This is a genomic window from Streptococcus pseudopneumoniae (genome assembly GCF_001072315.1).
GTDB classification, from domain to species: Bacteria; Bacillota; Bacilli; order Lactobacillales; family Streptococcaceae; genus Streptococcus; species Streptococcus pseudopneumoniae_R.
In genome coordinates, this window is record NZ_JVLI01000171.1 from 1 (window position 1) to 13,505 (window position 13,505).

Genomic DNA, 13,505 nt, shown 5'->3' on the forward strand with positions numbered 1-13,505 from the left:
AACACTGTTTTGAGGTTGTGGATAGAACTGACGAAGTCAGTAACCATATCTACGGCAAGGCGACGTTGACGCGGTTTGAAGAGATTTTCGAAGAGTATAAAATCTTCCCACAATAAAACGCATAATATCAAGGTTCAACGCCTGATACTATGCGTTTTTCTTATTTGAAAGACTTTTTACTCAGCCTCTTTACTTAATCTTCTTGATACTTTGACTAATAATAAATCCTACAATCATCCCTACCATATTTTGCATGAAATTTGGTAAGATTTCTGGTAGGGCTGCAGCCCAGCCATTCATCAATGTAGAACCCAAGGCGTAACCCCCTACCATGGCAATCGTTGCTAAGATAAGGCCTAACCACTGAGCTTTTCCTTTAAATCCTGCGAAAAATCCCTGCAAACCATGGTTGACCAAGCTAAAGAACATCCACTGAGGATAGCCTGATAAGAGATCAATCAAGAAACCTGCTAGTCCTCCGACTACAGCCCCTTCACGACTACTAAAGTAGAAGGCCGTAAAGAAGACACCCGCATCTAAAAGAGTTAGAATTCCTGTCGGTGTTGGAATTTTTAAGAAATAGCCTAGAACCACAGAAAGGGCGGTTAAGAGGGATACAAGGGTGATTTTAGTTGTTTTGCTTTGCTTCATATTGTCTTACTCCATACTGATCTGCTTGTGCAATAGAACGATAAACGAAAGCCTTAGAGCTTTCTACTGCTGGTAAAAGTTCATCACCTTTGACTAGGTGACTGACAATGCTAGAGGCAAAGGTACAACCTGCACCAGCATTTTGGCCTTGGATGACAGGATTTTCTAGGACTGTAAATTTTTGTCCGTCATAAAAGACATCTACAGCCTTGTCCTGACTAAGTCGATTGCCTCCCTTGATAATGACTGCTGGCGCTCCTAAGTCATACAATTTCTGTGCTGCACTTTTCATATCTTCAAGGGTTTTAATCTCTTGATCTGCTAGTAATTCTGCTTCAGGAAGATTAGGCGTAATCACACTGACATGAGGGAAAAAGCGAATCAACTCTTGGCAGAGTTCACTAACTGCTACGTCGTGCGTTTCCTTGCAGACCAAGACAGGATCCAGAACCACAGGCACTCCTGGGCGTTTCTTGATAAAGTCCAATGCCTTCTCAGCCACACTGACAGTAGGAAGAAGACCAATCTTAATTCCTGCAAATTCCACATCTCGCAAGCTATCTAATTCATGTTGAAAAATGGTATCGTCAGTTGGAAAGACTTCAAATCCTTTTTCTGTCAAGGCTGTCAAACAAGTCACTGCTACAAATCCATGCAAGCCGTTCAAGGTATAGGTAGCCAAATCCGCGGACAAACCACCACCACTAAAAATATCATTTCCAGAAAGTGCTAAAATACGATTATTCTTCATAACGAATCTCCTTTAAATACAAACCATTTGGTGCTGCAGTGGGACCTGCAAGCTGCCTGTCCTTTTTCTCCAAGATGAGGTCAATCTGCTCTACTGGCATGCGGTTATTGCCGATTTTGAGTAGCGTCCCCACCATATTGCGAATCTGCTTATACAAGAAACCATTTCCTGAAAAGGTAAAGGTCAAAAATTGTCCTGTCTCATCAACCCTAAGACTAGCTTCTGTGATGGTACGAACTTTATCCTCTACACTAGTCCCAGAAGCTGTAAAACCGGTAAAATCGTGGGTGCCCTCTAGCTTTTTGACAGCCTTCTGCATCCGATCCACATCAAGCGGATAGGGAAAGTGAGTAGCATAGTGACGGCGCATAGGATTTTTAGGACGGCCCCTATCCACGATAAACTCATAGGTTTTGCTATGCTTGGCATAACGACAATGAAAATCATCTGCCATAAGCTCAATTGAAATCACATCTATATCTTCAGGAGACTGGGTGTCCAAAGCAAAACGGAGCTTCTCCTCATCCATCTGATAAGGCAGGTCAAAATGAATCACCTGTCCCAAAGCATGAACCCCACTATCAGTCCTACCAGCACCGTGAACAGTGATGGCTTTCCCCTTATTCAATCTAGTCAAGGTTTTTTCAATTTCTTCCTGAACGCTACGCGCATGGGGCTGACGCTGAAAACCAGAAAAGGCGTAACCATCATAGGAAATAGTTGCTTTATATCTCGTCATAACTTCTATTTTATCAAGAAATTAGTCTCGTAACAAGCTAGAAAATTTATAATTGTATGGGTACAATATTTCCAAAAAGAAAAACTTAGGAATTTAATCCTAAGCTCTCTTTTGAAGTAGGTACATGACAAAGATAGAGGTTACAATTAACCACCCTCCTAAGATGGCAAAGACCAACATCCCATTGTGAGTTAATAACCCAATTGCACCTAGAACGAATGGGGTTGTAAAGGCTCCGAAACTACAGCCTAAAACCGCAAATGAAGTTGCTTGATTGAGGAGTTTAGCTGGAATTCTTTCAGAGACCAGTTGAAAGACCGTCGTCAAGGCTACACTGTAGGAAAAACCAGCCAGAATACTCCCTGCCACTACCACCCACAAGGATGGAGACAGGGCAATCACGATTTGCCCTAATCCGAAGGTAATACCAGACCAGAGGAGCAGTTTCTCTTTAAATATTGAAATCAGGAAAGAAAAACTCACCCCAGCCACAATCCCGATTAACTGCATGACACTAAGAACAAAACTAGATAACTGGGCATCTCCAAGCCCTCTTTCCACCATCAAACTTGGAATACGGATGGTAATAGCTGTATTGGTACAAACTACAACTGCCGCTTCGATAGCTAGGATAAAAATCAAGCCTTTCATTTCCCGAGTTAAGCGACTTGCTTCCTTCGTTTTTTTCTTGACTTCTTTCTTTTCCTTTCCATAAGGGACAAAGAGCAGATAGAGGGTCAGCACCAAAAATCCAGCACTATAGGCTAGGAAGGTAGCTGTCCAACCAAAGGCCAATAACTGGCCGACTGCCAAGGTAATGAGAGAAGCCCCCACGACCTCTGCAGAACCGCGTAGCCCTAACATCTGAATTCGCGTTTTTCCTTGATAGCGTTCACTAATAATGGAAATGGCCTTGGCATTAATCATCCCTACACCCAAACCAAAAAGAATCCGTGTTCCAAAGATAAAGGGATAGGCTTGATACCAAAAGGGTGCTGTTCCACTCAGTGATAAAATTAACAATCCCAAACTAATCTGTAATCGCTCAGGAAATATTTTTTCTAATAAACCATTTAGTAGTAACATAATCATGATCCCAAAAGATGGCAAGCTCGCCAAGAGCTCAATTTGTTCCTTAGGATAGCCTTGATAATAGTCAAACATGGCTGGCAGGGCACTCGAGATGGAAAAGGATGTAATCAAAACGAGGGAGAGAGCCAAAATACTGGCCCGTTCTAAAAATTGTTTCATGAAATCTCTTTCTATCTTTCTCTTAATCTTCTACTTTTTTGATAGTTATCAAAAAAGCAAGAAAAGAAGAAGTCCCATTGGTTTGTAGACTCCTTCTTAAACTCGAAAATGAATCCCTTGTGTCTTAGGATGATTTTCTCTTGATTTGCTTAATAAAGTAGAAGATAAATCCTGCTACCATATAGGCAACAAAGATAATCAGACACCACTTGAACACGACATCCCAACCCTTGTTCACATTCAAAAAGAAGTAAGGGAAGGGACTGACCTTAGAATTAGGAACATCAAGTTTCAATACCAAGCCATTAAAAAGAGCAAAAATCATATAAAGCAAGGGTAAAATCGTCCATACAATTGGATCCAAAATCTTGTATTGACCCTGTTTGTCAAAAAAGAGGGTATCTGCGAAAAACCAGAGGGGAACGATATAGTGGCAAAGGAAATTTTCCAGAGTATAGAAATTAGTCGCAATGGGCGCTAAGAGGAAATGGTAAATCACACAGGTAATCATGATACTCATGGTGACCCCACCTTTTAAGCGCAAGAGACTTGGCCTTTGCCAGTTTTCACCTAAACGGCTCATAACCTTTAGGAGATAGAGCGTAAAAATCGCGACTAAGAGGTTGGACAGAACCGTATAATAGAGAAGCATCCCAAAACCACCATGCTTGGCGATTTCAAGATAAACTCCCGTAAAAGCCGCTAGAAACAAGAAGATACGGCTATAAAATGTAAGTTTGTAGTTCTTTGACATGCTTAAATTTTCTTCACAAACTCTGATTTGAGTTTCATGGCACCGAAGCCATCAATTTTACAGTCGATATTATGGTCGCCTTCTACGATGCGGATATTTTTCACGCGCGTCCCTTGTTTCAAATCTTTTGGCGCACCTTTTACTTTCAAGTCCTTGATGAGAGTTACTGTATCACCGTCAGCCAATTTATTTCCGTTGGCATCGATAGCAACAAGGCCCTCTTCTACTTCTGCAACTTCAGCAGGATTCCACTCATGAGCACACTCTGGGCAAACCAGTAGGGCACCGTCTTCGTAGACGTACTCTGAGTTACATTTTGGGCAATTTGGTAGGTTGTTCATGGTTTCTCCTTATCATCATTCACTATTCTTTGAAAATCAAAATTTCTCGAACAGCAACTATTATACCTTAAAATCAGCATTTTGACAAATTTAGAAAAAAACCGATATCAATCTATCGGCTTCTCTACATTTACATTCTTTTTTCAGCTTCTGCTTTGATTTTTTCAACTACTTCTTGAATGTTCAATCCAGTTGTATCAAGGTAGACAGCATCCTCTGCTTGTTTGAGAGGCGAAGTCTCACGATGACTATCCTTGTAGTCACGCGCAGCAATTTCCTCTTTTAGGGTTTCAAGGTCTGTTTCAATTCCCTTGGCAATATTTTCCTTGTAACGACGCTCTGCTCTTTCATCGACAGAAGCTACTAGGAAAATTTTCAATTCTGCTTGTGGCAATACAACAGTCCCAATATCACGACCATCCATGACAATCCCACCTTGCTGGGCGATTTCTTGTTGGAGAGAAACCAGTTTCTCACGCACTTGAGGAATTGCTGCAATAGCAGAGACATGATTGGTCACTTCATTTTCACGGATAGGATGGGTAATATCCACATCCCCTACAAAGACAAGCTGTTCTCCAGTTTCTGAACGTCCAAAACTGATTGGATGCTGGTCCAACAAGGCTAAAAGCTCCTCAATCTCTTCCACTCCTAACTGGTTCTTGAGAGCCATATAGGTCGCCGCACGATACATAGCACCTGTATCTAGGTAGGTGTATCCAAAGTCCTTGGCAATAATCTTTGCGACCGTACTCTTACCACTTGAAGCAGGGCCGTCAATAGCAATTTGAATTGTTTTCATATCAACTCCTATTTTATTTTGACAACATCACCTGGATTAGCAAACCAAGACCCTGTAGCCATATGACTAGGATTTAAGGCTTCTAACTGAGCAATCGAAATTCCAGCGCGAGCGGCAATGGCTGCTTCTCCTTCTCCAGCTAAGACTTTTGTCGTCCCTTCTGGATCTGTAGCTTCCTCCGAGTGTTCAGAAGAAGATTCTGAACTCTGCTCAGGCTGGGAACTGCTTGAAGATGAGACTTGTACTAGACTTGTATCAGAATCATGAAAATCTTTCAAGGCTGCTGTGCGATTACTCCCACCCGATGATAGATAGATGAGAACAATAATCATCACTACCACAATTACAAAGAAAATACTAGCTAAGATCGTCAAGACACGATTGGCCACTACATCTCTGCCTTGAGTTCTCTTACGACGCTCTGCTCTTGATTCTTCTTGATCATAAATATCTTCTTGCCACGGTTCTTTTTCCATACCCTACTCCTTGTTTTTTTTTACGTTTCTTATTACAATATAAATATGAACATGAAAATCACACTTATACCTGAACGATGTATCGCCTGTGGACTTTGCCAAACTTATTCTGATTTATTTGATTACCACGATAATGGAATCGTGCGTTTTTACGATGATCCTGACCAGCTGGAAAAAGAAATTTCTCCTAGTCAGGATGTCTTAGAGGCTGTTAAAAATTGCCCAACTCGCGCCCTGATTGGAAACCAGAAAGCCTAAATCAATGGCGATAATCCACTCCCTCTAGTTTAGCACATTTCCATGTAAAATTATAGTCTTTTCTCTCTATTTTTTTCTGTAAAATCAGGAAGGTCACTTTTTTCTTTGATCAGATACAGTGGTCTTTTTTTAGTCTCTAAATAAATCTTACTGATATACTTGCCGAGAATCCCAATGGTCAAGAGTTGAATGCCTCCAAGAAAGAGAATGACAGCCATCAGAGAGGTCCAACCTGATGTCGAATTGCCCAAAATGAGGGTCCGAACTACAACAAAAAAGGTCATGAGCAGAGAAATAAAACAAGATAGGAGGCCAGCTACGAAGGCTATAATCAAGGGAAAATCTGAAAAATTCACGATCCCTTCAATGGAGTAGAAAAAGAGTTGCCTAAAACTCCAACTGGTCTTGCCAGCCCGCCTTTCGACATTTGGATAGTCCAGATAGTGGGTTTTAAAGCCGACCCAAGCAAAGAGTCCCTTAGAAAAACGATTGGACTCGGTCAAGCTTAAAATGGCATCAACCACAGACCTTCTCATCATGCGAAAATCACGGACACCTGACGGCAGGGCTACTGGACTGATTTTTTGCATGAGGCGATAAAAGAGATCAGCACAGAAACTACGAAAGAAGGGTTCTCCCTCCCGACTAGTTCTCCGTGTTCCTACGCAGTCCAAATCTGCATTCTGGTCTAGTAAGTTTTTCATCTCAAGTAACATACTAGGAGGATCCTGAAGGTCTGCATCCATTACCACCACCAGATCTCCTGTCGCATATTGTAAGCCTGCATAGAGAGCAGCTTCTTTGCCAAAATTTCGTGAAAAAGAAATATAATGCACTGCCGGATTTTGTTTCCGATAGGACTTTAAGAGTTCCAAGGTCCCATCACTTGATCCATCATTGACAAAGACATACTCGATTTCTGTTTCCAAATCTGGAAGTAAAGCTTCCAGAGCCTGATAAAAAAGAGGAAGTACTTCCTCTTCGTTTAAACAGGGGACAATGATTGACATCACCATCTTAGTCTTCAAATCCATTTGGATGCTTGCTTTGCCAACGCCATGCGTCTTCACACATTTGGGTGATGCCTAATTTTGCTTCCCAGCCTAGTTCTGCTTTGGCTTTTGCAGGATCTGAATAGCAGGCTGCGATATCCCCTGGGCGACGTTCTACAATGCGGTAAGGAATTGGACGTCCCACTGCTTTTTCCATGTTTTGGATAATTTCTAGAACAGAATAGCCTTTACCAGTTCCAAGGTTATAAATGTTTAGACCTGAGCCTTTTTGGATTTTTTTCAGAGCTGCAACGTGACCTTTAGCCAAATCGACAACGTGGATATAGTCACGAACACCAGTTCCGTCTTCCGTATCGTAATCGTCTCCAAACACTTGCACTTGCTCTAATTTTCCAACGGCTACTTGAGTCACATATGGCAAGAGATTGTTTGGAATACCGTTTGGATTTTCTCCCAAATCACCACTCTCATGGGCTCCGATTGGGTTAAAGTAACGAAGCAAGACCACATTCCATTCTGAGTCTGCCTTGTAAATATCGGTCAAAATTTCCTCAAGCATAAGCTTAGTGCGGCCATATGGATTGGTCACTGAAAGTGGGAAATCTTCCAAGATGGGTACTGTGTGCGGATCTCCGTAAACTGTAGCAGAAGAACTGAAAATGATGTTTTTACAGTTGGCTTCTTCCATAGCTTTCAAAAGGCTAACAGTCCCAGCTATATTGTTGTCATAGTAGGCAAGAGGGATACGAGTAGATTCACCGACAGCCTTCAAACCAGCAAAGTGAATGACCCCTGTTGGTTCTTCTTGTTTGAAAATGTCACGAAGAGTATCTGTATCACGGATATCAGCCTCATAGAAAGGCACTTCAACTTCTGTAATTTTCTCAACAACTTCTAAACTTTTACGGTTGCTGTTGACAAGGTTATCCACCACAACAACCTGATGACCTGCTTGGATTAACTCAATAACAGTGTGGGTTCCGATAAAACCTGCTCCACCCGTTACCAAAATCTTTTCTTGCATCTTTTTTCCTCGATTCTCGGATTTTTTCTTATTTTACCATTTTTGATAGGGAATGTCATTTGCCATCCTAGAGGGGAGGCTAAAATTTCAGTAAAATTTTATTCGTTTTTTAGTCGCTTGACATAGTTTTCAATTGGGTAGTTTAGAGGGTCCAAAGTCAACTCCTTGTCTTGGATCAGTTGAGCTAGATGGTAACCAATGATAGGACCAATTGTGAGGCCCGATGAACCTAGGCCACTGGCTGCATAGACACCTGCCAATTCTGGCACCTGCCCAAAGAAAGGAGAGAAATCACTGGTATAGGCACGGATTCCCACACGCTCAGCTCTTGAAGTCGCTCTAGCTAAAACTGGATAGTGAGGCAAGGCTGCCTCCTCCATTTGCTGGAGCAAGGTTTCATCTACCGTCAAATCAAATCCCATGTCATTTTCATGAGTAGCACCTAAGGACAATTTCCCACCTGCAAAAGGAATCAAATCCCACTCCCCTTCTGGCATAACAACAGGATAAGCTTCCATATCTTGGGCCAGCTGATAATCTCGGAGTTGTCCTTTTTGGGGACGAACATCTACTTCATAACCTAAAGGCTCTAACAGGTATCCCAACCAAGCTCCCGTCGCCAAAATAACCTGATCAAACACTTCTTCACCAATCTGGTAACCTGATGCTAAAGGTGTCAGACTCACTTTTTCTTTGACCAGCTTGACATGACTGGCTTCCAGCAAACGAGTCACTAAGAGTTGGCCATCTACTCTCGCTCCACCAGAAGCATAGAGCAAGCGATCAAATCCCTGCAAGCCAGGGAATAATTTATTTGCAGACGCTTGGTCTAAAATGGCTAATTGCCCTATCAAGGGAGATTCTTCTCTGCGCTGAAGGGCCAGTTCGTAGAGTTCTTCCAACTTAGTTTCATCCTTTTTCAGGAGAAAGACTCCCGAACGCTGGTAAAAGTCAATTTCTTGCCCTGACTTGTCTAAATCAGCCAACAAATCCACATAAAAATCAGCCCCCAAGCACGCCATTTTGTACCAGGCTTTATTGCGGCGTTTGGAAAACCAAGGACTGATAATTCCTGCTGCGGCCTTGGTAGCTTGACCTTGTCCATGGTCAAAGACGGTTACCTCTAGGTCACTTTCTTTCGAGAGGTAGTAGGCAGCTGTTGCCCCCACAATCCCTGCTCCAATAATGGCAACTTTTTTCATTGTTTTCACTTTCTAACTAGATATGGTGGAAAGGATTGGTAGATGCTTGACTAGGCAAAATATCAATATCCCAGTCTTTTTCCTCTTTCCATTGACTAAGGAGTGCTGCGATTTTTTCCACAAAAAGCACTTCGATATAGTGACCTGGGTCCAATGCCAACAAACCATCAGACAGCATATCCTGGGCAGTATGGTAGTAGATGTCACCAGTGATATAGACTTCTGCCCTTTTTTCTAAAGCATCCTTATAGAAAGACTGCCCACTTCCACCGCAGATAGCCACTCTTGAAATAGACTTCTGCAAGTCATTCTCTTGATAATGCACCATTCGAAGGCTATCTAGGCCAAAGACTTGCTTGACCTGTTGGGCCAATTCCCAAAATGTCTGAGGCTGAATATTCCCAATCCGTCCAATCCCACGTTCAGGACCTGTCTCCTGTAGATAAGTCGTTTCCTCGATACCTAGCATCTGACAGAACCAGTCATTGAGACCATTTTCAACGATGTCAATATTGGTATGGCTGACATAGACTGCAATGTCATGCTTGATCAGGTCGATGTAAATCTGATTTTGCGGACGACTAGCTACCAAGTCCTTGATAGGACAGAAAATCGGCGCGTGCTTAACGATAATCAAGTCTACACCCTTTTCAATGGCTTCAGCCACCGTTTCTTCACGAATATCCAGAGCCACCATGACCCTTTGGATATCCTTGTCCAAAGTGCCAATTTGCAGGCCACGACTGTCTCCCTCCATGGAAAATTCCTGGGGGCAAAAGGCTTCATACGCCTTAATAACTTCACTTGCTAGCATGGACAACCTCCTTGATGGCTTGAATTTTATCTACTAGAACTTGACGTTCTTCCAAATTTTTTTCAGGGATTTGTCCGAGGGCAAACTCTAGCTTAGCAGCTTCTTTTTGCCATTTTTGGACAAATACTGGACTGACTTCTTTGGACAAAAAAGGACCAAAGCGGACATCGCTGGCTGATAACTTCATTTGTCCTGCTTCCACCACCAAAATCTCGTAAAACTTGCCAGCTTCTTCTAAGATGCTTTCAGCTACAATCTGAAATCCATGCTCCTGTAACCAGATACGCAAGTCGTCTTCACGATTATTGGGCTGGAGGATCAATCGTTCTACATTAGCTAACTTGTACAAGCCTTCTTCCAATATCTTAGCAATCAAACGACCTCCCATGCCAGCAATGGTGATGACCGATACCTGATCTGCCTCTTCAAAAGCTGCCAAGCCATTGGCTAAACGAACCTGGATTTTCTCCTTTAGGCCGTGAGCCTCAACATTTTTGACAGCAGACTGATAAGGTCCCTCCACCACCTCACCTGCAATGGCACTTTTGATTTGTCCTCTTTCGACTAACTCGATAGGCAGATAAGCATGGTCACTTCCCACATCTAGCAAAATGGCTCCCTGTGGCACAAAGGAAGCCACTAATTCTAATCTCTTTGAAATCATCTTCTCTCACTTTCCAAAACTCTATTACCTCTTATTATACCACATTTCAATCTTCAACTTCCCAGTAATATAAGCACCTCTAGCGAAAGAAGTTTCAATGACCTAACGCAATAGATGGATTCACTTGAGAGATTTACACTCAAGAGAAACTCTTTACTTTTCCCATCCCTATCAAGATGCAATTTATGTAATATAAGTCTATTCTTTTCCTATAAAATCTGATAATATAGAGAAAAGAATGATTAGAACAGAGGTTACTTCAATGGCGGTTCCCGATAGACTACCTGCTCGTATGAGATGGATGGACGATCTATTTTCCAACAGATAAAAAACTATCTTGATACTGAAAACAAGGAATATTTTAAGCACCCAAATACCTATAATGGTATTGCCATGCATCTGGAGCCCAACATCCTGACAAGTATGGAGCACTTCGATTTGACTGGCTTTCATTGCGAATGTGAGGATTTCCAAAATCAGGAAGTCTGTAAACACTGGGTTGCCATGGATCTCTACTTTCGTAGCCTCCCCCAAGCTATTCAAGAACGCATTCGTAAATCTAGTCATAAACCAAGTTTTGCCAGCCAACTGATTCCTACCTTGCCATCTGAAGAGCTCCAAGACGAACTGGTAGAAGAAAAAGCTACGGCGCCTTCACTTTCCCTTCATGGACAAGTCGAAATCCGAAATCATAGCCTAGCCTGGACCTTAAAACTACAGGTAGAACAGGCTTCTCGTGCCTATGTTATCAAGGATATAGCTCACTTCATTTTTCTCATTTTCCAACAGGAAGATTACTTTGTTTCACAAAAAATCGGGACAATCAGATTATCCTTGGATCAGTTTAATCAAGCATCCCAAAACCTACTCCTCTATATCAAAAAATATTTCATCGATAGAAATGAATATTCTCATCTCAGCTTTAGTTATGGCATTAGCCCTAGAGATTGTGGACGCTATTTAGAGACTCCTGTTAGCTATTTAAACGACCTCGTGCCACTTTTTCAAGCTTTGGATGTCTTCCAATATGTAACCTCAAAAGCCGAATACCCTCTTATATTCTTAGATGATAGTCCCTTTATCCCAGAAGAAGAAATTTTTAAAGTTGTCAAATCTGATAACTATTATGAAATCATCAATACAGCTTATTTTGGTTTCATTATTCAAGAAAAACTTTGGATTCGACACAATCACTTCCACATCATTAAAAAAGAGCACCGTTACTTTTTAGATAAATTAGCTACTTGGATCTATCATTATCAAGAAAGTTCTCCTCTTATCTTTTCACAGGAAAATAAGGCTGAACTCATGCAAATCTGTACTATCATCTCAAACTATGTTCCTATCAGTATTCCAGATGAATTACAAATCCATGACTTTATCCCCACCTTTGCCTTCTCCAAGACTAGAAATGAAATTGCCCTCAACATGGTGTGGTCCTTTGGAGAAAATCAAGTCCATTCTAAACAAGATCTCCTAACCCTCCCCTATACTTACCAAGCTAGCAAAGCTAGAAAAATCTATCATCAACTGCTTTCTGCTGGTTTCAAAGAGGAATTTCATAGTCTTTCCAAAATCAAAATCGTTGATTTCTTCCTAAAAGAACTACCCCGTTTTCGTACTCTGGGTCAAGTTCAACTAGATGAATCGCTTGAAAAACTCTTAGTAGAAGATCCTGCTGTTATTGACATTTTTGACGACGAAGGCTTCCTTTCAGTTCAGTTTGATTTTTCTATGATTTCAGAAGATGAGGTTAAAAAGGCTATCCAAGCTTTATGGAATCAAGAAAGCCACTACCAAACCAAGCAAGGAAAGGTTCTAGTCTTTGACGATGAAAGTCTCAAGGTTGCCCAAAGTCTCCAAGATCTTCGAGCTAAATTTTCAGACGGAAAAATCAAGATGCACAAATCTCGTGCCTTTAGCCTTTCTGAAACCTTCAAAGACAATGAACATGTCAATTTTTCTCGTGATTTCAAAAAGATGGCTTATGACCTGACCCACCCTGAAGAATTTGATATCAAGCCTTATGAAGTCAAGGCCAAACTTCGCTCCTATCAAAAGGAAGGAGTCAAGTGGCTGAGTATGCTAGATCATTATCATTTTGGGGGAATCCTGGCGGACGACATGGGGCTAGGGAAAACCTTGCAAACCATCACTCTTCTGGAAGCCAACCTTAAACCAGACCAGAAAGCTCTTATCCTAGCTCCAGCCAGCCTTCTTTATAATTGGAAGGAAGAATTCCGAAAATTTGTACCTCACAAACAGGTTGAAGTAGCCTACGGCACAAAAACTGAGCGTATCAAACAAATTGAAAAATCTGCCACTATCACTATTACAAGCTACCCATCTTTTCGATCTGACCTTGAACACTATCAAAAGCAGTCTTACGACTACCTCATCTTAGATGAAGCACAGATGATAAAAAATAGTCAGACCAAAACAGCACAAGTTTTAAGAGAATTTGATGTCAAAACCTGCTATGCCCTATCTGGAACTCCTATTGAAAACCGTCTCGAAGAGATTTGGTCTATTTTCCAGATAGTATTACCAGGACTCCTACCAAGTAAAAAGGAATTTTCAAAATTATCACCTCAACTCGTTGCTAAACTGATTCAACCTTTTGTCTTGCGTAGGAAAAAAGACGAAGTTCTGACAGAATTGCCTGAACTGAGCGAGCACCTCTACAGTAATGAACTCAGCAGTTCACAAAAAACTCCAAGCAGGCAGAGCCTGCTAACTCATGACAGAAAAAGAAGTTTAGCTTA

15 protein-coding genes are annotated in these 13,505 nt (G+C 41.6%); 2 read left to right on the plus strand and 13 right to left on the minus strand.

Annotation, left to right across the window (positions count from 1 at the left end):
* Positions 1-189: 189 nt before the first annotated feature.
* From ADH54_RS09440 to ADH54_RS09475, 8 genes are all read right to left on the minus strand, one after another.
* Positions 190-651: an ECF transporter S component gene (locus tag ADH54_RS09440; RefSeq protein ID WP_049524910.1), complete on the minus strand. Its 462-nt coding sequence runs from the start codon at positions 649-651 to the stop codon at positions 190-192.
* Positions 629-1,402, minus strand: coding sequence for a bifunctional hydroxymethylpyrimidine kinase/phosphomethylpyrimidine kinase (locus ADH54_RS09445; protein WP_049524911.1), 774 nt, complete (start codon positions 1,400-1,402; stop codon positions 629-631). Before ADH54_RS09445 ends, ADH54_RS09440 begins: the two co-directional genes overlap by 23 nt.
* Entirely contained in the window at positions 1,392-2,141 is a 750-nt protein-coding gene (gene truA, locus ADH54_RS09450) for a tRNA pseudouridine(38-40) synthase TruA (protein WP_049524912.1), read from the minus strand. Before truA ends, ADH54_RS09445 begins: the two co-directional genes overlap by 11 nt.
* A 99-nt stretch (positions 2,142-2,240) precedes the next feature.
* Entirely contained in the window at positions 2,241-3,392 is a 1,152-nt protein-coding gene (locus ADH54_RS09455; RefSeq protein ID WP_049524913.1) for an MFS transporter, read from the minus strand.
* Positions 3,393-3,516: 124 nt separating this feature from the next.
* Positions 3,517-4,146, minus strand: a complete 630-nt coding sequence (locus tag ADH54_RS09460) for a Pr6Pr family membrane protein (protein WP_049524914.1) — start codon at positions 4,144-4,146, stop codon at positions 3,517-3,519.
* Positions 4,147-4,148: 2 nt separating this feature from the next.
* Complete coding sequence (locus ADH54_RS09465; protein WP_001061590.1) at positions 4,149-4,487, minus strand: zinc ribbon domain-containing protein YjdM; 339 nt, start codon at positions 4,485-4,487, stop codon at positions 4,149-4,151.
* Between the two features lie 130 nt (positions 4,488-4,617).
* On the minus strand, positions 4,618-5,289 hold the full coding sequence (gene cmk / locus ADH54_RS09470; protein WP_000849398.1) for a (d)CMP kinase: 672 nt from the start codon (positions 5,287-5,289) through the stop codon (positions 4,618-4,620).
* A gap of 8 nt (positions 5,290-5,297) precedes the next feature.
* Positions 5,298-5,765 carry an SAG1386/EF1546 family surface-associated protein gene (locus ADH54_RS09475; protein WP_049524915.1) on the minus strand — a complete coding sequence of 156 codons (468 nt, stop codon included), beginning with the start codon at positions 5,763-5,765 and terminating at the stop codon, positions 5,298-5,300.
* A 51-nt stretch (positions 5,766-5,816) separates the two neighbouring features.
* Between ADH54_RS09475 and ADH54_RS11565 the strand changes: the two genes are divergently transcribed.
* Positions 5,817-6,023 carry a ferredoxin gene (locus ADH54_RS11565; protein ID WP_080551653.1) on the plus strand — a complete coding sequence of 69 codons (207 nt, stop codon included), beginning with the start codon at positions 5,817-5,819 and terminating at the stop codon, positions 6,021-6,023.
* Positions 6,024-6,073: 50 nt separating this feature from the next.
* Here the strand turns inward: ADH54_RS11565 and ADH54_RS09485 are convergent, their stop codons facing one another.
* The 5 genes from ADH54_RS09485 to ADH54_RS09505 all read right to left on the minus strand — a co-directional run bounded on the left by ADH54_RS09485 (position 6,074) and on the right by ADH54_RS09505 (position 10,740).
* Positions 6,074-7,039: a glycosyltransferase gene (locus ADH54_RS09485; RefSeq protein ID WP_049524916.1), complete on the minus strand. Its 966-nt coding sequence runs from the start codon at positions 7,037-7,039 to the stop codon at positions 6,074-6,076.
* Position 7,040: 1 nt separating this feature from the next.
* Positions 7,041-8,060 carry a UDP-glucose 4-epimerase GalE gene (gene galE / locus ADH54_RS09490; protein WP_049524917.1) on the minus strand — a complete coding sequence of 340 codons (1,020 nt, stop codon included), beginning with the start codon at positions 8,058-8,060 and terminating at the stop codon, positions 7,041-7,043.
* 98 nt (positions 8,061-8,158) lie between these two features.
* The gene (locus ADH54_RS09495; protein ID WP_049524918.1) at positions 8,159-9,262 is read right to left on the minus strand and encodes an NAD(P)/FAD-dependent oxidoreductase; all 1,104 of its coding nucleotides are present in this window, start codon (positions 9,260-9,262) and stop codon (positions 8,159-8,161) included.
* Between the two features lie 16 nt (positions 9,263-9,278).
* Positions 9,279-10,076, minus strand: coding sequence for a Nif3-like dinuclear metal center hexameric protein (locus ADH54_RS09500; protein ID WP_049524919.1), 798 nt, complete (start codon positions 10,074-10,076; stop codon positions 9,279-9,281).
* On the minus strand, positions 10,063-10,740 hold the full coding sequence (locus tag ADH54_RS09505; protein WP_049524920.1) for a tRNA (adenine(22)-N(1))-methyltransferase: 678 nt from the start codon (positions 10,738-10,740) through the stop codon (positions 10,063-10,065). Before ADH54_RS09505 ends, ADH54_RS09500 begins: the two co-directional genes overlap by 14 nt.
* Before the next feature lie 297 nt (positions 10,741-11,037).
* On the opposite strand from ADH54_RS09505, the gene ADH54_RS09510 reads away from it, so the two are divergent.
* On the plus strand, positions 11,038-13,505 hold a 2,468-nt coding region (locus tag ADH54_RS09510; RefSeq protein ID WP_049524921.1), incomplete at its 3' end, for an SNF2-related protein.